The sequence below is a fragment of the Lelliottia jeotgali genome (assembly GCF_977070485.1).
Window position 1 is genome coordinate 53,193 of record NZ_CDRVFO010000007.1, and the last position, 24,249, is coordinate 77,441.

21 protein-coding genes are annotated in these 24,249 nt (G+C 62.8%); 14 read left to right on the forward strand and 7 right to left on the reverse strand.

All coding sequences use genetic code 11. From position 1 onward, the window contains the following. Positions 1–24 precede the first annotated feature (24 nt). From mreD to mreB, 3 genes are all read right to left on the reverse strand, one after another. Positions 25–513 (reverse strand): rod shape-determining protein MreD, encoded by a 489-nt coding sequence (gene mreD, locus ACW4TB_RS12335; protein ID WP_279930675.1) that lies wholly within the window; start codon positions 511–513, stop codon positions 25–27. Continuing rightward, positions 513–1,589 carry a rod shape-determining protein MreC gene (gene mreC, locus ACW4TB_RS12340; RefSeq protein WP_279930749.1) on the reverse strand — a complete coding sequence of 359 codons (1,077 nt, stop codon included), beginning with the start codon at positions 1,587–1,589 and terminating at the stop codon, positions 513–515. Before mreC ends, mreD begins: the two co-directional genes overlap by 1 nt. Positions 1,590–1,739: 150 nt before the next feature. Beyond that, a complete protein-coding gene (gene mreB / locus ACW4TB_RS12345) occupies positions 1,740–2,777 on the reverse strand; it encodes a rod shape-determining protein MreB (RefSeq protein WP_003255163.1) in 1,038 nt (345 codons plus the stop codon). A 204-nt stretch (positions 2,778–2,981) separates the two neighbouring features. Between mreB and gatC the strand changes: the two genes are divergently transcribed. The 5 genes from gatC to ACW4TB_RS12370 all read left to right on the forward strand — a co-directional run bounded on the left by gatC (position 2,982) and on the right by ACW4TB_RS12370 (position 7,837). Further along, positions 2,982–3,269 (forward strand): Asp-tRNA(Asn)/Glu-tRNA(Gln) amidotransferase subunit GatC, encoded by a 288-nt coding sequence (gatC, locus tag ACW4TB_RS12350; RefSeq protein WP_012316094.1) that lies wholly within the window; start codon positions 2,982–2,984, stop codon positions 3,267–3,269. A gap of 15 nt (positions 3,270–3,284) precedes the next feature. Next, positions 3,285–4,736 (forward strand): Asp-tRNA(Asn)/Glu-tRNA(Gln) amidotransferase subunit GatA, encoded by a 1,452-nt coding sequence (gene gatA, locus ACW4TB_RS12355; RefSeq protein ID WP_254466402.1) that lies wholly within the window; start codon positions 3,285–3,287, stop codon positions 4,734–4,736. 11 nt (positions 4,737–4,747) lie between these two features. Then, entirely contained in the window at positions 4,748–6,193 is a 1,446-nt protein-coding gene (gene gatB, locus ACW4TB_RS12360; protein ID WP_039603446.1) for an Asp-tRNA(Asn)/Glu-tRNA(Gln) amidotransferase subunit GatB, read from the forward strand. Between the two features lie 165 nt (positions 6,194–6,358). Further along, positions 6,359–6,733: a septal ring lytic transglycosylase RlpA family protein gene (locus tag ACW4TB_RS12365; protein ID WP_042112109.1), complete on the forward strand. Its 375-nt coding sequence runs from the start codon at positions 6,359–6,361 to the stop codon at positions 6,731–6,733. A gap of 60 nt (positions 6,734–6,793) precedes the next feature. Next, positions 6,794–7,837, forward strand: a complete 1,044-nt coding sequence (locus ACW4TB_RS12370) for a calcium/sodium antiporter (protein ID WP_039604108.1) — start codon at positions 6,794–6,796, stop codon at positions 7,835–7,837. A gap of 76 nt (positions 7,838–7,913) precedes the next feature. Here ACW4TB_RS12370 and ACW4TB_RS12375 read toward each other — a convergent pair whose 3' ends face one another. The 4 genes from ACW4TB_RS12375 to ACW4TB_RS12390 form a co-directional block, all read right to left on the reverse strand. Further along, positions 7,914–9,269, reverse strand: a complete 1,356-nt coding sequence (locus ACW4TB_RS12375; RefSeq protein WP_012316099.1) for an amino acid permease — start codon at positions 9,267–9,269, stop codon at positions 7,914–7,916. A gap of 55 nt (positions 9,270–9,324) precedes the next feature. Next, positions 9,325–10,266 carry an AEC family transporter gene (locus tag ACW4TB_RS12380; protein ID WP_279930668.1) on the reverse strand — a complete coding sequence of 314 codons (942 nt, stop codon included), beginning with the start codon at positions 10,264–10,266 and terminating at the stop codon, positions 9,325–9,327. A 210-nt stretch (positions 10,267–10,476) separates the two neighbouring features. Beyond that, positions 10,477–11,037, reverse strand: coding sequence for a response regulator transcription factor (locus tag ACW4TB_RS12385; RefSeq protein WP_039604181.1), 561 nt, complete (start codon positions 11,035–11,037; stop codon positions 10,477–10,479). Then, positions 11,037–12,293, reverse strand: a complete 1,257-nt coding sequence (locus ACW4TB_RS12390) for an ATP-binding protein (RefSeq protein ID WP_279930666.1) — start codon at positions 12,291–12,293, stop codon at positions 11,037–11,039. Before ACW4TB_RS12390 ends, ACW4TB_RS12385 begins: the two co-directional genes overlap by 1 nt. Positions 12,294–12,495: 202 nt before the next feature. On the opposite strand from ACW4TB_RS12390, the gene ACW4TB_RS12395 reads away from it, so the two are divergent. From ACW4TB_RS12395 to ACW4TB_RS12435, 9 genes are all read left to right on the forward strand, one after another. Continuing rightward, positions 12,496–13,212, forward strand: a complete 717-nt coding sequence (locus ACW4TB_RS12395) for an SIMPL domain-containing protein (RefSeq protein ID WP_012316103.1) — start codon at positions 12,496–12,498, stop codon at positions 13,210–13,212. A 309-nt stretch (positions 13,213–13,521) separates the two neighbouring features. Further along, positions 13,522–15,147 (forward strand): ABC transporter substrate-binding protein, encoded by a 1,626-nt coding sequence (locus ACW4TB_RS12400; RefSeq protein ID WP_012316104.1) that lies wholly within the window; start codon positions 13,522–13,524, stop codon positions 15,145–15,147. A 135-nt stretch (positions 15,148–15,282) separates the two neighbouring features. Then, positions 15,283–16,875, forward strand: coding sequence for an ABC transporter substrate-binding protein (locus ACW4TB_RS12405; RefSeq protein ID WP_279930663.1), 1,593 nt, complete (start codon positions 15,283–15,285; stop codon positions 16,873–16,875). 221 nt (positions 16,876–17,096) lie between these two features. Next, complete coding sequence (locus tag ACW4TB_RS12410; RefSeq protein ID WP_012316106.1) at positions 17,097–18,476, forward strand: OprD family porin; 1,380 nt, start codon at positions 17,097–17,099, stop codon at positions 18,474–18,476. 73 nt (positions 18,477–18,549) lie between these two features. Then, the gene (locus ACW4TB_RS12415; protein ID WP_254466413.1) at positions 18,550–20,145 is read left to right on the forward strand and encodes an ABC transporter substrate-binding protein; all 1,596 of its coding nucleotides are present in this window, start codon (positions 18,550–18,552) and stop codon (positions 20,143–20,145) included. A 76-nt stretch (positions 20,146–20,221) separates the two neighbouring features. Continuing rightward, on the forward strand, positions 20,222–21,232 hold the full coding sequence (locus ACW4TB_RS12420; protein ID WP_012316108.1) for an ABC transporter permease subunit: 1,011 nt from the start codon (positions 20,222–20,224) through the stop codon (positions 21,230–21,232). Positions 21,233–21,242: 10 nt separating this feature from the next. After that, the gene (locus ACW4TB_RS12425) at positions 21,243–22,169 is read left to right on the forward strand and encodes an ABC transporter permease subunit (RefSeq protein ID WP_012316109.1); all 927 of its coding nucleotides are present in this window, start codon (positions 21,243–21,245) and stop codon (positions 22,167–22,169) included. 10 nt (positions 22,170–22,179) lie between these two features. Then, positions 22,180–23,148, forward strand: a complete 969-nt coding sequence (locus tag ACW4TB_RS12430; RefSeq protein ID WP_012316110.1) for an ABC transporter ATP-binding protein — start codon at positions 22,180–22,182, stop codon at positions 23,146–23,148. Then, positions 23,148–24,116 carry a peptide ABC transporter ATP-binding protein gene (locus ACW4TB_RS12435; protein WP_279930658.1) on the forward strand — a complete coding sequence of 323 codons (969 nt, stop codon included), beginning with the start codon at positions 23,148–23,150 and terminating at the stop codon, positions 24,114–24,116. The genes ACW4TB_RS12430 and ACW4TB_RS12435 overlap by 1 nt, the downstream gene beginning before the upstream one ends. Positions 24,117–24,249 lie beyond the last annotated feature (133 nt).

A 24,249-nucleotide genomic window follows, 5' to 3' on the forward strand; every position in this document is an offset into this window, starting at 1 on the left:
TCCCTGTCGGTGGCGGCTGTGCCGTCAGTTGATATGCAAACGCCGGCGCAGATCACGCAGGGCGAAGCTGATCCACGGCCAGAGCAAGGCGCTGATGACTGCCGACCAGACCAGCGCCAGCGTCGGCAAACGGTTGCCGGTGAGCGCACTGAGCCACAACTGGATCAGCTGGGCGATACCGAAGATCACCAGGATTACCAGGCTCTGCTGCCACATCGGGAACATGCGCAGACGCTGCTGCAGCGACAGCACCAGGAAGGTGATCAGGGTCAGGACCAGGGCATTCTGCCCGAGCAGCGTGCCGTACAGCACGTCCTCGGCCAGGCCCAGCACGAATGCAGTTGTCATGCCGACCTTGTTCGGGACCATGAGGGTCCAGAACGACACCAGCATCGCCAGCCACATGGGCCGGAACACCTCGAAAAACGGTGGCATGGGCGAGACGCTGAGTAGCAGGCCAATGGCAAAGGTCAGCCAGATGACCCACCCGTGGTTACGGCGCGTTTTGGCCATCATTGCCTCCGGGGCTGGGCAGGTGCCGCAGGCGCTGCGGCAGGGCTGGCGGGTGCCGCCGCCGGTGCTGCAGCGGGCGGGGCCGGTACCGCTGTGGCAGGGACCGCGGGCGTGGCCGGGGCAGGCGTTGCAGGTGCAGGCGTAACGGGGGCAGCGGGCTCGCCATTGGCACCAGGCTGAGTAGGGCTCGCTGCGTCTTTGCGGTCTGCCTCTTCCTGGGCGAGCGCCGCGTCGGTGGCACGCTGCTCCGGAGAACGCCGGTCGCTGAACACCAGCAGCATGTAGCGGCTGCGATTGAGCGCGGCGGTCGGAATGGCGCGCACTATCGCGAACGGCTGGCCGGAGTCATGGATCACTTCGTTGACCGTGGCCACCGGGTAGCCGGCCGGGAAGCGCTGGCCCATGCCGGAGCTCACCAACAAGTCGCCTTCCTTGATATCAGCCGTGTCGGCAACATGGCGCAGCTCCAGACGCTCCGGGTTGCCAGTACCGCTGGCAATCGCGCGCAGGCCGTTACGGTTGACCTGTACCGGGATGCTGTGGGTGGTGTCGGTCAGCAGCAACACTCGTGCGGTGTAGGGCATCAGCTCGACCACCTGACCCATCAGGCCGCGGGCATCGAGCACCGGCTGGCCAAGGAACACACCGTCGCGCTCGCCTTTGTTGATCAGGATACGATGGGTGAACGGGTTAGGGTCGACGCCGATCAGCTCGGCCACCTCGACCTTCTCGTTGACCAGTGCGGAGGAGTTGAGCAACTCGCGCAGGCGCACGTTCTGCTCGGTCAGGGCCGCCAGCTTCTGCAAGCGCCCCTGCAGCAGCAGGGCTTCGGTCTTGAGTTTCTCGTTTTCCGCGATCAGTTCGTTACGGCTGCCGAACTGGCCCGCCACGCCTTGCCACATCCGCTGAGGCAAGTCGGTGATCCAGTACGATTCCATCAGTACCAGGCCCATCTGGCTGCGCACGGGCTTGAGCAGGTCAAAGCGCGCATCGACCACCATCAGCGCGACCGAAAGCACCACCAATACGAGCAGGCGAACGCCCAGCGAAGGGCCCTTGGAGAAAAGCGGTTTAATGGGCCGTTCCTCGTGGACGACTCAGGAAGTCATTGGACATGGGACAACGCACCAGCCTGGTTGCGGGTTGACGGAAGCGGCGCCCCAACGGACGCCAGCCCAACGCATACAGGTAGCACTGCGCGTGCCACCTGTAAACCGGGCGCTCGATCACTCGCTGGAGAGCAGGTCCATCGCGTGCTTGTCCATCATCTCCAGGGCGCGACCGCCACCACGGGCCACGCAGGTCAGCGGGTCCTCGGCAACGATAACCGGCAAGCCGGTTTCCTGGGCCAGCAGTTTGTCGAGGTCACGCAGCAGCGCGCCACCACCGGTCAGCACCAGGCCACGCTCGGCGATGTCGGAGGCCAGCTCCGGCGGAGACTGCTCCAGGGCGCTCTTGACGGCCTGAACGATGGTCGCCAGCGACTCCTGCAGGGCTTCGAGCACTTCGTTGGAGTTCAGGGTGAAGGCACGTGGCACGCCTTCGGCCAGGTTGCGACCGCGCACGTCGACTTCACGCACTTCGCCGCCCGGGTAGGCGGTACCGATTTCCTGCTTGATGCGTTCGGCAGTGGATTCGCCGATCAGGCTGCCGTAGTTGCGGCGCACATAGGTGACGATGGCCTCGTCGAAGCGGTCGCCGCCAACGCGGACAGACTCGGCGTAGACCACGCCATTGAGCGAGATCAGGGCGATTTCAGTAGTACCACCACCGATATCGACGACCATCGAGCCACGGGCTTCTTCGACTGGCAGGCCCGCACCGATGGCAGCGGCCATTGGTTCTTCGATCAGGAACACTTCACGGGCACCGGCACCCAGAGCCGATTCGCGAATGGCGCGGCGCTCTACCTGGGTCGACTTGCACGGCACGCAGATCAGCACGCGAGGGCTGGGCTGCAGGAAGCTGTTCTCGTGAACCTTGTTGATGAAGTACTGCAACATTTTTTCACAAACGCTGAAGTCGGCGATGACGCCGTCCTTCATCGGACGAATGGCAGCAATGTTGCCGGGCGTACGGCCCAGCATGCGTTTGGCTTCGGTACCGACGGCGACGACGCTTTTCTGGTTGCCGTGGGTACGGATGGCAACTACCGAGGGCTCATTCAGGACGATACCGCGCTCACGCACGTAGATAAGGGTGTTGGCAGTACCCAGGTCGATTGAGAGATCGCTGGAAAACATGCCACGCAGTTTCTTGAACATGGGAAAGTGACCCTGGGGAAAGCGTGGGTAAAAAAGTGCGGCAAACTCTAACAATGGCAGGGATTTTGGGCAAGGAGCCAATATGTTAAATTGGTCGTTTTTCCGAGCACGCCAGCAGATGATCGCGGCCGTATGACCGCCAAAATGCCGACATGTTCCTCATCACGGACCTTATTCCGTTCTTTGTTTCCCCTGGAGATACCCATGGCGCTTGAACGCTGCGACGTGGAAAAGATCGCCCATCTGGCCCGCCTGGGCCTGAATGAAGGCGAACTGCCACGCATTACCGATGCACTGAACAGCATTCTCGGGCTGGTCGACCAGATGCAAGCGGTCGACACTACCGGCATCGAGCCCCTGGCCCACCCCCTGGAGGCCAGCCAGCGCCTGCGTCCCGACCAGGTCACCGAAAGCAACCAGCGTGATGCCTACCAAGCTATCGCACCGAAGACCGAAAGCGGTCTGTACCTGGTTCCCAAAGTCATCGAGTAAGGGATAGTGCCTGCCATGCATCAATTGACCCTGGCCGAGATCGCCCGCGGGCTCGCCGACAAGTCGTTTTCCTCCGAAGAGCTGACCGGCGCCCTGCTGGCGCGTATCCAGCAGCTCGACCCGCAACTCAACAGCTTCATCAGCGTCACCGAGGAGCTGGCCCTGGGCCAGGCCCGTGCCGCCGACGCCCGTCGCGCCGCCGGCGAAACCGGCGCACTGCTGGGCGCCCCAATCGCCCACAAGGACCTGTTCTGCACCAACGGCGTACGCACCAGCTGCGGCTCGAAGATGCTCGACAACTTCAAGGCGCCGTATGACGCCACCGTGGTCGCCAAGCTGGCCGAGGCCGGCATGGTCACCCTGGGCAAGACCAACATGGACGAATTCGCCATGGGGTCTGCCAACGAATCCAGCCACTATGGCGCGGTGAAGAACCCCTGGAACCTCGAGCACGTGCCAGGCGGCTCGTCCGGCGGTTCCGCTGCGGCCGTGGCTGCCCGCCTGCTGCCCGCGACCACCGGCACCGATACCGGCGGCTCGATCCGACAGCCGGCGGCACTGACCAACCTCACGGGCCTCAAACCGACGTACGGTCGTGTTTCGCGCTGGGGCATGATCGCCTATGCATCCAGCCTCGACCAGGGTGGCCCGCTGGCCCGCACCGCCGAAGACTGCGCGCTGCTGCTGCAAAGCATGGCCGGTTTCGACGCCAAGGACTCCACCAGCATTGACGAACCGGTGCCGGACTACAGCGCCAACCTGAATGCCTCGCTGCAAGGCCTGCGCATCGGCCTGCCAAAAGAGTACTTCGGCGCCGGCCTCGACCCGCGCATCGCCGAACTGGTACAGGCCAGCGTCAAGGAGCTGGAAAAGCTCGGTGCAGTGGTCAAGGAAATCAGCCTGCCGAACATGCAGCACGCAATCCCTGCGTATTACGTAATCGCGCCGGCCGAAGCCTCTTCCAACCTGTCGCGATTCGACGGCGTGCGCTTCGGCTACCGCTGCGACGAGCCCAAAGACCTGACCGACCTGTACAAGCGCTCCCGTGGCGAAGGCTTCGGTGCCGAAGTCCAGCGCCGCATCATGGTTGGGACCTACGCCCTGTCGGCTGGCTACTACGACGCCTACTACGTCAAGGCGCAGCAGATCCGCCGCCTGATCAAAAACGACTTCATGGCCGCCTTCGAAGGCGTCGACCTGATCCTTGGCCCGACCACGCCGAACCCGGCCTGGAAGCTCGGCGCCAAGAGCAGCGACCCGGTCGCGGCGTACCTTGAAGACGTCTACACCATCACCGCCAACCTGGCGGGCCTGCCGGGCCTGTCGATGCCAGCCGGCTTCGTCGATGGCCTGCCGGTCGGCGTGCAGCTGCTGGCCCCGTACTTCCAGGAAGGCCGCCTGCTCAATGTCGCGCACCGCTACCAGCAGGTCACCGACTGGCACACCCGCGCCCCCAACGGCTTCTGAGGAATTCACACATGCAATGGGAAGTTGTGATCGGGCTGGAAATCCATACCCAGCTGGCCACCCAGTCGAAGATCTTTTCCGGCAGCGCCACCACCTTCGGCTCCGAGCCGAACACCCAGGCGAGCCTGGTTGACCTTGGCATGCCCGGCGTACTGCCGGTGCTGAACCAGGAAGCGGTACGCATGGCCTGCATGTTCGGCCTGGCGATCGATGCCCAGATCGGCAAGCGCAACGTGTTCGCGCGCAAGAACTACTTCTACCCCGACCTGCCCAAGGGCTATCAGATCAGCCAGATGGACTTGCCGATCGTCGGCAAGGGCCACCTGGACATCGCCCTGGAAGACGGCACCATCAAGCGCATCGGCGTAACCCGCGCGCACCTGGAAGAAGACGCCGGCAAGAGCCTGCACGAAGACTTCAGCGGCTCGACCGGTATCGACCTGAACCGTGCCGGCACCCCGCTGCTGGAAATCGTCTCCGAGCCGGACATGCGCAGCGCCAAGGAGGCCGTGGCCTACGTCAAGGCGATCCACGCGCTGGTGCGCTACCTGGGCATCTGCGACGGCAACATGGCTGAAGGCTCGCTGCGCTGCGACTGCAACGTCTCGATCCGGCCCAAAGGCCAGGCCGAGTTCGGCACCCGCTGCGAGATCAAAAACGTCAACTCGTTCCGCTTCATCGAGCGCGCGATCAACAGCGAGATCCAGCGCCAGATCGACCTGATCGAAGATGGCGGCAAGGTGGTGCAGGAAACCCGCCTGTACGACCCGAACAAGGACGAGACCCGCTCCATGCGCAGCAAGGAGGAAGCCAACGACTACCGTTACTTCCCCGACCCAGACCTGCTGCCGGTGGTGATCGAGGACAGTTTCCTCGAAACTATCCGTGCCGGCTTGCCGGAGCTGCCACCACAGAAGGTCGAGCGCTTCCAGAGCCAGTATGGCCTGTCGGCCTACGACGCCAACGTGCTGGCATCCAGCCGTGAGCAGGCAGACTACTTCGAGCAAGTGGTGAAGATTGGCGGCGACGCCAAGCTGGCAGCCAACTGGGTCATGGTCGAACTAGGCAGCCTGCTGAACAAGCTGGGTATCGAAATCGACCAGGCACCGGTCAGTGCCGAGCAACTCGGTGGCATGCTGCTGCGTATCCGCGACAACACCATCAGCGGCAAGATCGCCAAGACCGTGTTCGAGGCCATGGCCGCCGGTGAAGGCGATGCCGACAGCATCATCGAGAGCAAAGGCCTGAAACAGGTCACCGATACCGGCGCGATCGACAAGATGCTCGATGAAGTGCTTGCCGCCAACGCCGAGCAGGTCGAACAGTACCGCGCCGCCGATGAAGCCAAGCGCGGCAAGATGTTCGGCTTCTTCGTCGGCCAGGCGATGAAGGCCTCCAAGGGCAAGGCCAACCCGGGGCAAGTGAACCAATTGCTCAAGGCCAAGCTCGAAGGGTGAGCTTTGTAGGAGCGGCCTCGTGTCGCGAAAGGGCTGCAACGCAGCCCCAAAGGCTTATGCAGTGACCTGGCCATGGGGCCGCGCTGCGGCCCTTTCGCGACACAAGGCCGCTCCTACAGCCACCGCGCCGCCAAGCGCGCCCAATGGCAGCACCGGAGCATCACCTTGCTAAAACGATCCCTCGGCACCCTGGCCCTGTTTTCCCTGTTGGCCGGCTGCGCCAGCCACGACATCGACCCCCGCGGCTATAACCAGACCGGCACCGCCTCCTATTACGGCGCCCGCCACCACGGCAAGCGCACTGCCAGCGGCGAAGCCTTCAACCAGCACGGCCTGACCGCAGCACACCGCAGCCTGCCCTTCGGCACCCGGGTGCTGGTCACCAACCTCGCCAACCAACGCAGCGTGGTGGTCCGCATCAACGACCGCGGCCCGCACACTCGCGGCCGGCTGATCGACCTGTCACGTGCTGCAGCAGAAAAAATCGGCATGATCCGTAGCGGAACGGCGCGCGTGCGGGTACAAGGTCTAAGCGACTGACGCAACGGAGTTCCAACCATTTTCGACCTCGCCACCCTCCCCACCTTTAGCCTCCTGCAACTGGGCATAGCCTTGCTGTTGCTGGTGGCCGGCGCCGAACTGCTGGTGCGTGCCGCCCTTCGCCTGGCCCAGCGTGTACACGTGCGGCCGCTGATCATAGGCCTGAGCCTGGTGGCATTTGGCAGTACGGCACCACAGCTGACCGTCAGCCTGCAGGCCGCCTATCAGGGCGCGCCCGATGTCGCCGTGGGCAGTGTGATCGGCAGTAATATCTTCAATGTTCTGGTGATTCTTGGCCTGGCTGCATTGATCATCCCGCTACGCGTCTCGCGCCAACTTGTGCGCCTGGACATTCCACTGATGATCCTCGCCAGTGCACTGGTCTACGCGCTGGCCGCCAACGGCCACCTGGGTCGGGTGGAAGGGTTGGTGCTGCTATCAGGCCTCGTGGGCTACCTGGTCATGCTCTGGCACCAGTCGCGCCACTATGCCCGCACCTACCCTGCGCCGCGTGCGCTGGCCAGCAGCGCCGGGCGCTTCTGGACTGGCACACTGCTGCAAGTGGCGTTCGGCTTCGGCCTGCTCAGCCTGGCAGGCCACTTGCTGCTGGAAGCGGCGGTCGAAGTCGCGACCGACCTGGGCTTGTCTGAACGCATCATCGGCCTGACCGTCGTCGCGGTGTGCACGTCATTGCCCGAACTGGCTGCGGCGCTGATTGCCGCCCTGCGAGGGGAACGGGAGATCGCCGTGGGCACGGTGATCGGCAGCAACCTGTTCAATCTGCTGGCGGTGCTAGGCCTGACCGCACTGACTACCCCCGAGCCGCTGACCATATCGCCAAACGCACTGGGCTTCGACCTACCGGTGATGCTCGGCGTCGCGGCGCTTAGCCTGCCTGTGTTCTACTCCGGCTACCGGATTACCCGGGCCGAGGGGCTGGTGTTCCTCTGCCTTTATCTGGTGTACGGGCTGCACGTGGTAGCGTTCACCACGGGCATGCCGCTGGCCGGCCGCCTGGAACGGCTGATGCTGTTCTATGTATTGCCAGTGCTCGGCCTGGTGCTGCTGTACACCACTGTGAGGGCCTGGCGGCGACAGCACTAACGCAGGGAAAGTCGTGCCGCGGTGGAGTGCATGCCTTGGGTGGCGCGCTGCGCCATTCAAGACATGCCCCACCAACTCAAGCCTGCCTAGCTTTTTTCAACCGGAACGCCACCCAAAGCAGCGCAATCCACCCAGGTATCAGCATCACCGAAATACGAATCGGCGGGGTCAGGTACATCACCACCAGAATCAGTACGATAAATGCCAGGCACAGGTAGTTGGTGAACGGGTGCCCCCAGCTCTGGTAGAACGGCTTGATACCTGCCGCCAGCTTGGCCTTGCGGAACTTCAGGTGGGTAATGCTGATGCTCGCCCAGTTGATCACCAGCGCCGACACCGCCAGCGCCATCAGCAGGCCGAATGCCTCACCTGGCATCAGGTAGTTGATCACCACGCACATGCCCGTAGCGAAAGCCGACACGCCCAACGCAGTCAGTGGCACACCGCTGCGGCTGACCTTGAGCAGCTGGCGTGGTGCGTCGCCCTGGCTGGCCAGGCCGAACAACATGCGGCTGTTGGCGTACACGCAACTGTTGTAGACCGACAGCGCAGCTGTCAGCACCACGATATTGAGGATGGTCGCCACCAGGTCGCTGTCCAGTTCGTGGAAGATCATCACGAACGGGCTGCCACCCTGAACGACCTTCTGCCATGGGTACAGCGACAACAGCACCGCCAGCGCACCGATGTAGAAAATCAGGATGCGGTAAACCACCTGGTTGGTTGCCTTCGGAATGCTCTGGCGCGGGTTGTCCGCTTCGGCAGCCGTGATGCCCACCAGCTCCAGGCCACCAAAGGAGAACATGATCACCGCCAGCGCCATCACCAGCCCGGTGACGCCATTGGGGAAGAACCCGCCGTATTGCCACAGGTTGGCCACACTGGCGTCCGGGCCGCCGTGGCCACTGCTCAGCAGCCAGGCACCGAACCCGATCATGCTGACGATGGCCACCACCTTGACCAGGGCGAACCAGAACTCCATCTCGCCATAGACCTTCACCTGGGTCAGGTTGATGAGGTTGATCACCACGAAGAAGATCGCCGCCGTGGCCCAGGTGGGAAACTCCGGCCACCAGTACTGCACGTAGATGCCCACGGCGGTGAGCTCGGCCATGCCCACGAGCACATAGACCACCCAGTAGTTCCAGCCCGAGACGAAGCCTGCGAACTCACTCCAGTACTGATGTGCGAAGTGGCTGAAACTGCCGGCTACCGGCTCTTCGACCACCATTTCGCCCAACTGGCGCATGATGAAGAAAGCCATCAGGCCAGCGATGGCATAGCCCAGCAAAACGGAGGGGCCCGCCAGCTGGATGGTCTGGGCGATACCCAGGAACAACCCGGTACCGATGGCACCGCCCAGCGCGATCAACTGGATATGGCGATTCTTCAGCCCGCGCTGCAACCGCTCGGGCGTGCTCTGGTCTTGCATGAAGTGTCCTTAAGCTCAGTGAGGCAGTGTTTTTATGATGTATGCAGTCAAGGATCTAGATCCATCCGCCCCACTGCAAGATGAAAATACCAATATTGGTGGTGATCGCCGCCATTAGCGTAGTGATCACGATGATCGAGGCCGCCAGTTCGTGGTTGCCGTTGGCTGCCCGTGCCATGACGTAACTGGCCGCCGCAGTGGGGCTGCCGATGTACAGGAACAGAATGCCCAGCTCGGCCCCGCGAAAACCGCAGAGCCAGGCACCGAGCGTGCCGAACAGCGGCAACCAGACCATCTTCACCAGGCTGGCATCGATGGCCAACTTGCCGCTGTCGCGCAGGGCGTTGAGCGACAGGGTGCCACCGATACAGATCAGCGCCAGCGGCAGGGTCATCTGCGCGAGGTAGTCGCCCGAGGTGAGCAACCAGTTGGGCAGGGGTACCTGCCCGTAGGCCATGGGCGTGGCCAGTAGCACGCTGATGATCAGCGGGTTGCTGAAAATGCTCTTGCAGATGCTCCACGGGTCGGACTTCAGGTCCGGGCTGTATACCGCCAGCACTACGGCTGAAAGCGAGTTGTACAGGAGGATCACCAGGCCTGCGAGCACTGCCCCCAGCGAGATACCGTAGTCCCCGTAAAGGCTGGCGGCCAGGGCCAGGCCGATCACGCCGTTGTTGCCGCGAAACGCACCCTGGGTGTAGATGCCGCGGTCGGCCAGCGGGCTGCGCCAGATGGCCAGACCCCAGGCCACGGCGAAGCCGACCAGGGTGGCAGCGACGAAATAGAGGATGACACCCGGTTTGATCGCCGCTGCAAGGTCGGCATGGTAGATGCCAAGGAACAGCAGCGCAGGCATGCAGACGTTGAACACCAGTTGCGAAGCAACACGGTTGAAATTGTCGTCGATCAGATGAATGCGTTTGAGCAGCACGCCCAGGAACAGCATGGCGAAGACTGGCGCCGTGATGTTCAGCGTCTGGATAAGAAGGGCGAGCATGCGCTAGCGATCCTGAAGAGGTTGCCGTTAGGGGGCTAATGATACGCCAACAGGCCAGGAGTTGCGGGGATCAGCTGCAATATAAAGAAATTTCTGTCAGGCCCTATCGCCGGCAAGCCGGCTTCCACAGGTCCCCACCAAGCCTTAATACTGTGGAGCACCTGTGGGAGCCGGCTTGCCGGCGATAGGGCCGGTACCGCCAGGATAAGTTCAGCGCCGCACAGGCCGTTTCTGCAGCTTGCGCTGCAACGTGCGCCGGTGCATACCCAGCGCCCGCGCGGTAGCGGAGATATTACCCTCGTGCTCGCTGAGCACGCGCTGGATGTGCTCCCACTGCAAGCGATCCACCGACATGGGGTTTTCCGGCACCAGCGTGTCCAGGTCCGTATGCTCCGAGAGCAGTGCGGCCAACACATCATCGGCGTCGGCCGGTTTGCACAGGTAGTTGCACGCCCCGCGCTTGACCGCCTCGACCGCCGTGGCAATGCTTGAGTAGCCGGTGAGGATCACCACGCGCATTTCCGGGTCCAGTTCCAGCAGCTTGGGCAGCAGCACCAGGCCGGAGTCGCCCTCCATCTTCAAGTCCAGCGTGGCGTAGTCCGGCAGATCGTTCTGCGCCAGGACCAGGCCTTCCTCTGCGGAGCTGGCAGTGCTCACGCGGAAACCGCGACGGCTCATGGCACGGGCCATGACCCGCGTAAAGGTGGCATCGTCATCCACCAGCAGCAGGTGCGGCAGCTCTTCGCTTTCGACCTGGTTTTCTTCGCTCATCATTCATCTCCTCGCTTGCCATGGGGCAGGCGCAGTTCGGTCAGGGTGCCACCCTGCTCATGACTATAGAGTTTCACCGAACCGCCCGCACGGGTCACGCTGGCTTTGCTCAAGAACAGGCCCAGGCCGAAGCCTTTGCCTTTGGTGGTAATGAAGGGTTTGCCGATTGCTTCGGCAATGGCCGGCGGCACGCCGGGGCCATGGTCGCGGATGCTGATGACGATGTCCTGGGCGTCCCAGTCCAGGCGTACCTCCAGGTCGTCAGGGCACGCATCGGCGGCATTGTTCAGCAGGTTCAGCAGCGCCTGGGTCAGGTCCGGTGGCGGGGTCAGGCGGGGCACCTGGCCGTCGCGCAGACGCTGGAAGCGGTAGCTGGCTTCCGGGCGCATCAGGTGCCAACGGTTCAGCGCCTCATCTAGCCACTCGGTCACGTCCTGCTCCACCACCGCCAAGCGGCGATTGGCTTCGGCGGCACGCACCAGTTGCTGCAGGGTTTCCTTGCACAATTTGACCTGGTCCTGAAGGATCTGCAGATCCTCCTGCAACAGCGGGTCGGCGTGGTCCTGGCGCATTTCGTTGAGCAACACGCTCATGGTCGCCAGCGGCGTACCCAGTTCATGGGCGGCACCCGCGGCCTGGGTGGCCACGGCCAACAATTGTTCGTCGCGCAGGCTTTCTTCGCGCCGTTCAGAGCGCAGTTTTTCCTGCTGGCGCAGCTCTTCGGCCATGCGGGCAGCGAAGAAAGTGATCACCGCAGCCGCCAGCGCGATGCTCAACCACATGCCGTAGACCTGCATCTTGTCCCGCGCCATCGGCAGCCCCTCCAGCGGGTAGAACTGCACCAGCAACAGGCTATAGGCGGTCAGGGCGATACCCGAAAGGATCAGCGAGTAGAGCCAGGGCAAGGTAACGGCGGCAATGGCCAGCGGCACCAGGTAGTAGGAGACGAACGGGTTGGTCGAGCCGCCCGAGTAATAAAGCAGCGCGCTGTGGATCAGCAGGTCGCAGGCCAGCTGCAGCGCGTATTCCAGTTCGGTGACCGGCAGCGACAGGCGCAAGCGCAACGCGGTGAAGGCGCACAGCAGGGACGACAGGGCCAGGGTCGCGGCCAGGGAAAACCAGGGCAGCGGCAGCAGTTCGGTCCAGTAGGCAACACCCACCGAGCCTGCCTGAGCGGCCAGGACCAGAACGCGAATGACAGTCAGGCGCCAGAGGTTCTGGCGGGTAGCGGACAGCGGTTGTGCAGCGGCGAGCATGAGCTCTCCTGATGAGTGCTCCAGGACAATCGGTTGGAGTATACCGAAGCCGCACGCCAAGCAGCAGCGATGCGGCAAAGCGCCACAGTTTGTCACAGGTTCATGATGGCACTTTTGAACCCACTACACTGATCCCGGTCTGATGGGCCATGCGTGGGATGGATGGCCAGAACCCACGCCTTTCATTGCCAAGGAGTATCACATGCCTAACCCTCGTCGCAGCGCTGCCCTGATCCTGTCCTGCGGCCTGCTCGCCAGCCTGCCGGCGCTGGCGGCTGATGAGCCGCGCTACAACCAGGTATCGCTGCGTGCCGAAGTCAGCAAGGAAGTGCCCCGCGACCTGATGGTCGTGACCCTTTATAGCGAAGCGCAGAACAGCGACCCGGGCAAGCTTGCCAAACAAATCACCGAAACCATGAACAAGGCCGTGCAGCAGGCCCGCCAGGTCAAGGACGTGAAAATCACCCAGGGCAGCCGCAACAGCTACCCGGTCTACGACAGCAAGGGGCAGAAGATCACCGGCTGGCGCGAGCGTGCCGAAGTGCGCCTGGAAAGCGCCGACTTCCCGGCCCTCTCTCAACTCAGTGCCGACCTGCTGCAGGACCTTAAGATGGGCGGCATGGACTTCTCCATCGCCCCGGCCACGCGCAAGGCCAGCGAAGACGCCTTGCTCAAGGATGCGGTCAATGCCTTCAAGGCCCGCGCGCAACTGGCAACCGAAGCCCTGGGTGGCAAGGGCTATAAAGTGGTCAGCCTGAACCTCAACAGCAGTGGCTACCCACGCCCCTATCTGCGCAGTGCGCCAATGGCCATGAAAGCCATGGGTGCCGACGAAGCAGCACCGGCGCCAGATATCGAGGCAGGCACCAGCGAAGTCAGCATGAACGCTGACGGCCTGATCGAAGTGCAGATGCCCTGATCAACGCTGGCGATTCAAGGGGCGCTTTGCGCCCCAGCAGCACAGTTATAGACATTTCCTACGCACTCAAATAGTGCTTCCTACAAATCCCCTCCCGCGAAACATCCTGCAAAAAGCCATCATTTTGCCCTCGCAAACGTTCAACTTCCTCGAAAGTTATACATATGCGACATCCATGTACGGCCGTACTACTTTTCTGACGCCAACTATCCTTCGCAGTGTTGCATTGGGAACGCACCCTGCATAAGTATCCGCAGGTCGGCTCACGAGGCCACCTCGAATCAGAAAAATGACAACAATGAGGCCACCATGCTCAAACACGCAGTCATTCCGTTCCTGCTCGGCGCAGGCTTGCTGACCGGCGCTCCGCTTGCCCACGCCGCGTCCAACCTGGTGTTCTGCTCCGAAGGCAGCCCCGCCGGCTTCGACCCGGGGCAATACACCACCGGAACCGACTTCGACGCCTCGGCCGAGACCGTATTCAACCGCCTGACCCAGTTCGAACGTGGCGGCACCGCGGTCATCCCGGGCCTGGCGACCAAATGGGACGTGTCCGACGACGGCAAGACCTACACCTTCCACCTGCGCGAAGGGGTCAAGTTCCACACCACCGATTACTTCAAGCCAAGCCGCGAATTCAACGCAGACGACGTGCTGTTCACCTTCAACCGCATGCTCGACAAGAATCACCCCTTCCGTAAGGCCTACCCCACTGAGTTCCCCTACTTCACCGACATGGGCATGGACAACAACATCGCCAAGGTGGAGAAGCTCGACGACCACACCGTCAAGTTCACACTCAACCAGGTGGACGCCGCGTTCATCCAGAACCTGGCGATGAGCTTTGCCTCCGTACAGTCGGCCGAGTACGCCGACCAGTTGCTCAAAGAGGGCAAGGCTGCAGACATCAACCAGAAACCGATCGGCACCGGCCCGTTCGTGTTCAGCAAGTACCAGAAGGACGCCCAGATCCGTTTCAAGGGCAACAAGGATTACTGGAAACCCGAGGACGTGAAGATCGACAACCTGATCTTCGCGATCACCACCGATGCCTCGGTGCGCATGCAGAAGCTGAAGAAAAATGAGTGCCAGGTGACCTTGTTCCCGCGCCCTGCCGATATCGAGCCGCTCAAGGCCAACGACAAGCTGCAGATGCCGCACCAGGCCGGTTTCAACCTGGGCTACATCGCCTACAACGTGATGGACAAGCTCAAGGGCAGTGACCAACCCAACCCGCTGGCTCAGCTGAAGGTGCGCCAGGCACTGGACATGGCCGTCGACAAGCAGAAGATCATCGAATCGGTCTACCAGGGCGCCGGCCAGCTCGCCGTCAATGCCATGCCGCCGACCCAGTGGTCCTACGACGAAAGCATCAAGGACGTGCCGTACGACCCGGAAAAAGCCAAGCAACTGCTCAAGGAAGCCGGGATCAAGGAAGGCACCGAAATCACCCTGTGGGCCATGCCGGTGCAACGCCCGTATAACCCCAACGCCAAGCTGATGGCCGAGATGCTGCAGGCTGACTGGAGCAAGGTCGGCATCAAGGCGAAAATCGTCAGTTACGAGTGGGGCGAGTACATCAAGCGTTCCAAAGGCGGTGAGCAAGGCGCCATGCTGATCGGCTGGAGCGGCGACAACGGTGACCCGGACAACTGGCTAGGCACCCTGTATGGCTGCGATGCCATCGAAGGCAACAACTTCTCCAAGTGGTGCTACAAGCCCTACGACGACCTGATCAAGCAGGCCAAGGCCACTTCCGACCAGGCCAAGCGCACCGAGCTGTATAAACAGGCGCAGCATATCCTCAAAGATCAGGTACCGATCACGCCAATCGCCCACTCCACGGTCTACCAGCCGATGAGTGCCAAGGTGAAGGACTTCAAGATCAGCCCGTTCGCACTGAACGCCTTCTACGGCGTCAGTGTGGAGAAATAGCGCCGGGCACACGCACCACCCTCGCCCACTTCCACCCTTCGAACTCCCCCCGACGCTACCCGCGCCGGGGTTGGGGGCCCTGTTGCCGCATTTCGTATCCCGAAGCGGCAAAAACAGACGGAAAAAGGATTTGCCATGCGCCACACCACACTGTTTTCCACACTGCTCGCCGTTGGCCTGCTGAGCCAGGCATCGGCCCTTCAGGCCGGTAACCTGGTGTTCTGCTCCGAGGGTAGCCCGGCTGGGTTCGACACAGCCCAATACACAACTGCCACCGACAACGATGCGGCAGAACCGATCTACAACCGCCTGGTGGAATTCCAACGCGGCGGTACGGCAGTACATCCCGCCCTGGCAACGAAGTGGGAAGTATCCGACGATGGCCTGCGCTACACCTTCCACCTGCGCGAAGGCGTGAAATTCCACGCCAACAAAGCATTCACCCCCAGCCGCGACTTCAACGCCGATGACGTGCTGTTCACCTTCAACCGCATGCTCGACCGCGAGCACCCGTTCCGCCAGGCTTACCCCACCGAGTTCCCCTACTTCGTCAGCATGGGCCTGGACAAGAACATCGCAGGCATCGAAAAGACCGGCCCGATGACCGTTATCTTTACCCTGAACGAGGTCGATGCCGCCTTCGTGCAGAACCTGGCGATGAGCTTCGCTTCGGTGCTTTCGGCTGAATATGCCGAGTATCTGATGGCGAGCGGGCGCCCCAGCGACATCAACCAGCAGCCTATCGGTACCGGCCCGTTCGTGTTTCAGCGCTACCAGAAGGATTCGCAGATCCGCTTCAAAGGCAACAAGGACTACTGGGCGCCGGACGAGGTGAAACTCGACAACCTGGTGTTTTCGATCAACACCGACCCATCGGTGCGCATCCAGAAGCTGCGCCGCGGCGAATGCCAGGTCACCCTGCACCCACGCCCGGCCGACCTGCCAGCCCTCAAGCAGGACAGCAAGCTGCAGGTGCTGCAACAACCAGGCTTCAACCTCGGCTATATCGCTTACAACACCCAGCACCCACCGTTCGACCGCCTGGAGGTACGCCAGGCCATGGACATGGCAGTGAACAAGCAGGCGATCCTGCAGGCGGTGTATCAGGACTCCGGACAACGCGCAGTCAACGCCATGCCACCAACCCAATGGTCCTATGACGACAGCCTCAAGGACGCACCCTACGACCCTGAGAAGGCCCGCCAGCTGCTCAAGCAGGCCGGGGTCAAGGAAGGCACCGAAGTCACCCTGTGGGCCATGCCCGTGCAGCGCCCGTACAACCCCAACGCCAAGCTCATGGCCGAGATACTTCAGGCCGACTGGAACAAGCTCGGCTTCAATGTGCGCATCGTCAGTTATGAATGGGGCGAGTACATCAAGCGCATGAAAAACGGCGAGCACGACATCGCCCTGATCGGCTGGACCGGTGACAACGGCGACCCGGATAACTGGCTGGGCACCCTCTACAGCTGCGATGCCATCGGCAGCAACAACTACTCGCAGTGGTGCGACCGGCAGTACGACAGCCTGGTCAAGCAGGCCAAGCAGGTAACCGACCGTGAGCAGCGCACGGTGCTGTACCAGCAGGCCCAGCAACGCCTCAAACAGCAGGTGCCGATCACGCCGGTGGCGCACTCCACGGTAAACCAGCCGCTCAGCGTCAAGGTGGCCGGCTTCAAGGTGAGCCCCTTTGGCCGAAATGATTTTTCCGGAGTGAGCGTTGATTGAGCGTTAGCCGGTAGCGGCCCTCTCGCCGGCAAGCCGGCTCCTACAGAAATGGCACAAGCCTGGGGATCTTTATTGATTCCTGTGGGCGCCGGCTTGCCGGCGAAAGGGCCAGCACTGGCCCCCTGATTGGCCCGGTAACCCCGGGCAACCCTGGCAACACCGCAACAACCCGGCCCACAAGGCCAGGCAATAACTAAAAGAACAGAAAGGGAGCTTTCACTTTGAGACTATTCACGTTCACCACACTGGCGTTATCCATCGCCTCCTTCGCCGCCGTGGCCCAGGCCGACACCCAGAGCCAGGACTACGTCCCGTTCAGCCTCAAAGGCACCAGCGAGCAGGATGAGGCCAAAGGCTTCATCGACGGCCAGAGCCTGTCCGGCAGTACCCGCAACTGGTACGCCCGCGAACGCGCCACCCGCGCGCCGTTGTTCAAGTACTACAAAAGCGACGGCACACGCCACGACAGCCACAGCCGCGACAACTGGCTGCAGGGCACCATCCTCAATTACAGCTCGGGCTTCACCCAGGGCACCGTGGGTTTTGCCGTGGAGGCAGCCGGCTACAACGCCATCGCCCTGGAGCAAGGCCGCGCTGCTGTCGCAGGGCCGAACAACCGTACCCTGACCCATAGCGATGGCGACCCCGTCGGCCAGTGGAGCAAGATGGGCCTGGCCAACGTCAAGGCACGGGTGTCCAACACCACCCTCACCGTCGGCCGCCAGTCCGTGGACACGCCGATGATCGCGTACATCGGCAACCGTGCCCTGCCCTCCAGCTTCCAGGGCGCGTTCCTGCACAGTGCCGAGTTCGACAACCTGTCATTCGACCTGGGCACCTTCGACCGCGTCTCGCCGCGCACCGAACAGAGCCTGAGCAAGTTTCGCAGCGAGTACGGCGCCGCTGGCGTGGAAACCGACCGCGCCAGTACCGCCGGGGTCAACTACCAGCCGCTCAAGAGCCTGACCACCAGCCTGTACGCCACCAAGGTCGACGACTTCTGGAACCAGTACTACTTCGGCGCCAGCCACGTGCTGGGCGACAGCACGGTGCTGAGCCTGACCACCGGCCTGAACTACTACAAGACCGTGGACGCAGGCAGCCAGAAGATGGGCGAGATCGACAACGACACCTACAGCCTGTCGTTCGGCCTGACCCACCAGGCCCACACCCTCAGCGCTTCGTGGCAGCAGGTCAACGGTAACGAGTACTTCGACTACCTGCACGAAACCAACGGCATCTACCTGGCCAACTCCCTGCTCTCGGACTTCAACGGCCCGAACGAGAAATCCCTGCAGATTTCCTACGTGCTGAACATGGCGCCGTATGGCGTGCCGGGCCTGAAGTTCAACCTGTACAACGCCCGCGGCTGGGGCATCGACGGCACCCATTACCGCGGTACGGCCTATGACGTGAACGGCCTGGATGGCGAAACCCACTATGAGTGGGGTATCGGCACCAGCTACGCGGTGCAGAGCGGGCCGCTGAAAGACACCAGCATCCGCGCTACCTATACCGCGCATCGCGCCAGCAAGGCACAGGCCGATGGCAGCCTGGATGAGTTCCGCGTGGTGACCACCATTCCGTTCAACATTCTCTGACCGCTTACGCCCAGGTCCGCTTCAGCGCGGGCCCGGGCGGCTACGCTGGAATCATTGCAAGCAAGGAGGACACATGACATCGCTACCGCTACGCGCTGCCCTGGCAGCGGTCATCCTCGGCGCCGCCGGCAACCTGGCGGCCAAGCCGCTGGTGGTGTGCACCGAAGCCAGCCCGGAAGGCTTCGACATCGTTCAATACACCACGGCGGTCACCGCCGATGCCTCGGCTGAGACGGTGTTCAACCGCCTGGTCGACTTCAAGCCCGGCACCACCGACATCCAGCCAGCCCTGGCCGAACGCTGGGACATCTCGGCCGATGGCCTGACCTACACCTTCCACCTGCGCCAAGGGGTGAAGTTCCACACCACCGGTTACTTCAAACCGACCCGCGATTTCAATGCCGACGACGTGCTGTGGAGCCTGCGTCGCCAGCTCGACCCTAACCACCCGTGGCACGACAAGACCAGCGTCGGCTACCCGTATTTCGAGAGCATGGCCTTCAAGGACCTGCTCAAATCGGTGGACAAGACCGACGACCACACCGTGGTCATCACCCTGACCCGCCCGCAAGCACCGTTCCTGCGTGACATGGCCATGGGCTTCACCTCGATCTACTCCGCCGAATACGGCGACCAGTTGCTCAAGGCAGGCAAGACCGGCGACCTCAACAGCAAACCGGTGGGCACTGGCGCGTTCATCTTCCAGCGCTACAACAAGGACGCCCAGGTGCGCTTCAAGGCCAACCCGGACTACTTCCGCGGCAAGCCGCCGGCCGACTCGCTGATTTTCGCCATCGCCACCGACAGCAACGTGCGCCTGCAGAAGCTGCGCGCCAATGAATGCCAGGTGGCGCTTTACCCGAAACCGGACGACGTGGCGTCGATCAAGGCTGATCCCAAGCTGAAGGTCGCCGAGATCGAGGCCCTGGTCACCGGCTATATCGCCATGAACACCGAGCACAAATACCTCAGCGATGTGCGCGTGCGCAAAGCCATCAACATGGCCTTCGACCGCCAGACCCACGTCGACCAGCTGTTCGGCAAGGGCAATGCGCTGGTGGGGGTAAACCCTTATCCGCCGACCATGATCGGCTACAACAGTGCCAACCAGAACCCACCCCGTGACCTGGCCAAGGCCCGTGAACTGCTCCAGCAGGCCGGCGTGCCGCAAGGCACGGTCATCACGCTGTTCACCCGCAATGGCGGCGGCGCGACCAACCCCAACCCACGGCTGTCGGCGGAAATGCTCCAGTCCGACCTCGCCAAAATCGGCCTGAAGCTGGACATCCGTGTGATGGAGTGGGCCGAGATGCTGCGCCGGGCGAAAAACGGCGAGGCCGACCTGGTCTCCACCGGCTGGGCCGGCGACAACGGCGACCCGGACAATTTCCTCAGCCCCCTGCTCAGCTGCGATGCAGTCAAAAGTGGCGAGAACTACGCCCGCTGGTGCAACTCGAAGTTTCAGGACCTGATCACCCGCGCCCGGGAGGTGATCGACAACGACGAGCGTGCCAGGCTCTATGCCGAGGCATTGAAGGTGTACGATGACGACCAGCCCTGGATCAGCATGGCGCATCCGAAGATGTTCACTGCCATGCGTGACAACGTGGAGGGTTATGTGATCAACCCTCTGACCAACAACAACTTCGCCACCACCAAGGTGAAGTAGAACAACAACGACCGCCGGCAACCCACACGGGCACCGGCGGCACCGCCGTACAACGGCTGATGAGGTAACCCTGACAATGTTGAGTTTTATTGCCCGGCGCCTGGGCCTGCTGATACCGACGTTTTTCGGCATCACCTTGCTGACCTTCGCGCTCATACGCCTGATCCCCGGCGACCCGGTGGAAGTGATGATGGGCGAGCGCAGGGTCGACCCCGAGATGCACGCCCAGGCCATGGAGCGCCTGGGCCTGAACAAGCCACTGCCGGTCCAGTACCTGGATTACGTGGGCAAGCTCGCCCAGGGTGACCTGGGCGAGTCGCTGCGCACCCGCGAAAGCGTATGGAGCGAGTTCCTCACCCTGTTCCCCGCCACCCTGGAACTGGCCTTTGCCGCGCTGCTGTTCGCCGGCATCGTCGGCCTGCTGGCCGGCGTGATCGCTGCGCTCAAGCGTGGCTCGCTGTTCGATCACGGGGTCATGGGTATCTCCCTGGCCGGCTATTCGATGCCGATTTTCTGGTGGGGCCTGATCCTGATCATGTTCTTCTCGGTGAGCCTGGGCTGGACTCCGGTCTCCGGGCGCATCGACCTGCTGTACGACATCGAGCCGAAAACCGGCTTCATGCTCATCGATACCCTGCTCAGTGACGAAGAAGGCGCGTTCAAGGATGCGGTGATGCACCTGATCCTGCCGGCCATCGTGCTCGGCACCATCCCGTTGGCGGTGATCGCCCGCATGACCCGCTCGTCCATGCTCGAAGTGCTGCGCGAAGACTACATTCGCACTGCGCGCGCCAAAGGCCTGTCACCGGCCCGCGTGGTGTTCGTGCACGGCCTGCGTAATGCGCTGATCCCGGTGCTGACCGTCTTCGGCCTGCAGGTCGGCACGCTGCTGGCCGGTGCGGTGCTGACCGAAACCATCTTCTCCTGGCCGGGCATCGGCAAATGGCTGATCGAAGCCATCGGTGCCCGTGACTACCCCGTGGTCCAGAACGGCATCCTGTTGATCGCCTGCCTGGTGATCCTGGTCAACTTCGTCGTGGACATCCTCTACGGCCTGGCCAACCCACGCATCCGTCATCAGCGCTGAGGCCTTCGCCATGACTAGCCCGATTCCGAAATCCGTGACGCCGGCCAGCCCGGTGGACCAAAGCCTGCTCTATCCCTCGCCCTACAAAGAATTCTGGCATGCCTTCTCGCGCAACAAGGGCGCGGTGATGGGCCTGGCCTTCATGTGCGTGGTGGTGTTCTGTGCGCTGTTCGCGCCCTGGGTGGCGCCGCATGACCCAAGCGAACAGTACCGTGACTTCCTTCTGACCCCGCCGGTATGGCTCGAAGGCGGTACCTGGCAATTCATCCTCGGCACCGACGAACTGGGCCGCGACCTGCTCTCGCGGCTGATCCAGGGCGCCCGGCTGTCACTGCTGATCGGCCTGTCGTCGGTGGTGATGTCGCTGATCCCGGGCATCCTGCTGGGCCTGCTGGCCGGTTTCTTCCCGCACTTCCTCGGCCCGTCGATCATGCGCCTGATGGACGTGATGCTGGCCCTGCCATCGCTGCTGCTGGCCGTGGCGATCGTCGCCATTCTCGGCCCAGGCCTGATCAACACTGTGATCGCCATCGCCATCGTGTCGCTACCGTCCTACGTGCGCCTGACCCGCGCTGCGGTGATGGGTGAACTGAACCGCGACTACGTGACCGCCGCGCGCTTGGCTGGCGCCGGGTTGCCACGGCTGATGTTCGTCACCGTGCTGCCCAACTGCATGGCGCCACTGATCGTGCAGGCCACCTTGAGCTTCTCCTCGGCCATCCTCGACGCCGCTGCGCTGGGCTTCCTGGGCCTGGGTGTACAACCGCCGACCCCGGAGTGGGGCACCATGCTCGCCTCGGCCCGGGACTACATCGAGCGCGCCTGGTGGGTGGTGAGCCTGCCCGGCCTGACCATCCTGCTCAGTGTGCTGGCAATCAACCTGATGGGCGACGGCTTGCGCGATGCGCTGGACCCGAAACTCAAGAACGCCGCCTGAGGAGAGCGCCATGTCACTGTTGCAGATCAACAACCTGAGCGTGCGCTTCGGCGACGCCAATGCAATCCCTGTGGTGGACGGCCTGGACCTGGCGGTGGACGCCGGTGAAATCCTGGCCATTGTGGGTGAGTCCGGGTCGGGCAAATCGGTCACCATGATGGCCCTGATGGGCCTGATCGATGCCCCCGGGCGCATCACCGCCGATACGCTCACATTCGACGGCACCAACATGCTCAAACTCAGCCCCCGCCAGCGGCGCAAGGTGGTGGGCAAGGACATCGCCATGGTCTTCCAGGACCCGATGACCGCGCTCAACCCCAGCTACACCGTGGGCTACCAGATCGAAGAAGTGCTGCGCCAGCACCTGGGTCTCAAAGGCAAGGCCGCGCGCCAGCGTGCCCTGGAGCTGCTGAAAAAGGTCGAGATCCCGGCTGCCGAAAGCCGCCTGGACGCCTACCCGCACCAGCTATCCGGTGGCATGAGCCAGCGCGTAGCGATTGCCATGGCGATTGCCGGGGAGCCCAAGCTGCTGATAGCCGACGAGCCGACCACGGCGCTGGACGTGACCATCCAGGCGCAGATCATGGAACTGCTGATCAACCTGCAGAAGGAGCGCAACATGGCGCTCATCCTGATTACCCACGACCTGGCCGTGGTCGCCGAAACCGCCAAACGCGTCTGTGTGATGTATGCCGGCCAAGCCGTGGAAGTGGGCCAGGTGCCAGAGCTGTTCGACGTGCCCGCGCACCCCTACAGCGAAGCACTGCTGGCGGCGATCCCCGAACACAGCATCGGCGCCGAACGCCTGGCCACGCTACCGGGCATCGTCCCTGGCCGTTACGACCGCCCGGACGGCTGCCTGCTGTCGCCACGCTGCCCGTACGTGCAGGACAACTGCCGGCGCCAACGCCCCCCCCTTGATCCTCAGGCCCATAGCCTGGTGCGTTGCTTCTACCCGCTGAACCAGGAGGTGGCGTGATGAGCGTCGTTCTAACCGCACGGGAGCTGACCCGGCATTACGAAGTGTCCCGCGGGCTGTTCAAGGGCCATGCCTTGGTGCGCGCACTCAATGGCGTGTCATTCGAGCTGGAAGCTGGCAAGACCCTGGCCGTGGTGGGTGAGTCGGGTTGCGGCAAGTCCACGCTGGCGCGCGCACTGACGTTGATCGAAGAGCCCTCTTCCGGCTCGTTGCAGATCGACGGCACCGAGGTTAAAGGCGCCAGCAAAAGCGAGCGCAAACAGCTGCGCCGCGACGTCCAGATGGTGTTCCAGAGCCCCTATGCCTCGCTCAACCCACGGCAGAAGATCGGCGATCAGTTGGCCGAACCGCTGCTGATCAACACCTCGTTGAGCAAGGCCGAGCGGCGCGACAAGGTGCAGAAGATGATGGAGCAGGTCGGCCTGCGCCCCGAGCACTATCAGCGCTACCCGCACATGTTTTCCGGTGGCCAGCGCCAGCGCATTGCCCTGGCCCGGGCAATGATGCTGCAACCCAAAGTGCTGGTGGCCGACGAACCGACCTCTGCGCTGGACGTATCGATCCAGGCACAGGTGTTGAACCTGTTCATGGACCTGCAGAAGGAGTTCAACACCGCCTACGTGTTCATATCCCACAACCTGGCAGTGGTACGCCACGTGGCGGATCAGGTGCTGGTGATGTACCTGGGCCGGCCGGCGGAAATGGGGCCGAAGGAAGATATCTACGAAAAGCCGCTGCACCCGTACACCCAGGCGCTGCTTTCAGCGACACCGGCGATCCACCCGGACCCGTTGAAGCCGAAGATCCGCATCGCCGGCGAGCTGCCCAACCCGCTCGACCCGCCGGATGGGTGCGCATTTCACAAACGCTGCCCGTATGCGACGGAACGGTGTGGTGTTGAAGTGCCTGCGTTTCGCCAGGTCGGGACCAGGCAAGTCGCCTGTCACTATGCCGAGCAGTTTCTTTAGGTCGGCATAGCCTCAATCGCCGGCAAGCCGGCCCCCACAGGTAGTTCACTGCTCCTGAGAACGGTGATGTACCTGTAGGAGCCGGCTTGCTGGCGATGGGCCGCACAGCGGCCCCAACCACTCAATGCATGAA

Coding starts and splice junctions, on each gene's coding strand:
- mreD (WP_279930675.1), bottom strand. CDS start 513: ATGGCCAAAACGCGCCGTAACCACGGGTGGGTCATCTGGCTGACCTTT.
- mreB (WP_003255163.1), bottom strand. CDS start 2,777: ATGTTCAAGAAACTGCGTGGCATGTTTTCCAGCGATCTCTCAATCGAC.
- gatC (WP_012316094.1), top strand. CDS start 2,982: ATGGCGCTTGAACGCTGCGACGTGGAAAAGATCGCCCATCTGGCCCGC.
- gatA (WP_254466402.1), top strand. CDS start 3,285: ATGCATCAATTGACCCTGGCCGAGATCGCCCGCGGGCTCGCCGACAAG.
- gatB (WP_039603446.1), top strand. CDS start 4,748: ATGCAATGGGAAGTTGTGATCGGGCTGGAAATCCATACCCAGCTGGCC.
- ACW4TB_RS12375 (WP_012316099.1), bottom strand. CDS start 9,269: ATGCAAGACCAGAGCACGCCCGAGCGGTTGCAGCGCGGGCTGAAGAAT.
- ACW4TB_RS12380 (WP_279930668.1), bottom strand. CDS start 10,266: ATGCTCGCCCTTCTTATCCAGACGCTGAACATCACGGCGCCAGTCTTC.
- ACW4TB_RS12385 (WP_039604181.1), bottom strand. CDS start 11,037: ATGAGCGAAGAAAACCAGGTCGAAAGCGAAGAGCTGCCGCACCTGCTG.
- ACW4TB_RS12390 (WP_279930666.1), bottom strand. CDS start 12,293: ATGCTCGCCGCTGCACAACCGCTGTCCGCTACCCGCCAGAACCTCTGG.
- ACW4TB_RS12395 (WP_012316103.1), top strand. CDS start 12,496: ATGCCTAACCCTCGTCGCAGCGCTGCCCTGATCCTGTCCTGCGGCCTG.
- ACW4TB_RS12400 (WP_012316104.1), top strand. CDS start 13,522: ATGCTCAAACACGCAGTCATTCCGTTCCTGCTCGGCGCAGGCTTGCTG.
- ACW4TB_RS12405 (WP_279930663.1), top strand. CDS start 15,283: ATGCGCCACACCACACTGTTTTCCACACTGCTCGCCGTTGGCCTGCTG.
- ACW4TB_RS12415 (WP_254466413.1), top strand. CDS start 18,550: ATGACATCGCTACCGCTACGCGCTGCCCTGGCAGCGGTCATCCTCGGC.
- ACW4TB_RS12420 (WP_012316108.1), top strand. CDS start 20,222: ATGTTGAGTTTTATTGCCCGGCGCCTGGGCCTGCTGATACCGACGTTT.
- ACW4TB_RS12425 (WP_012316109.1), top strand. CDS start 21,243: ATGACTAGCCCGATTCCGAAATCCGTGACGCCGGCCAGCCCGGTGGAC.
- ACW4TB_RS12430 (WP_012316110.1), top strand. CDS start 22,180: ATGTCACTGTTGCAGATCAACAACCTGAGCGTGCGCTTCGGCGACGCC.
- ACW4TB_RS12435 (WP_279930658.1), top strand. CDS start 23,148: ATGAGCGTCGTTCTAACCGCACGGGAGCTGACCCGGCATTACGAAGTG.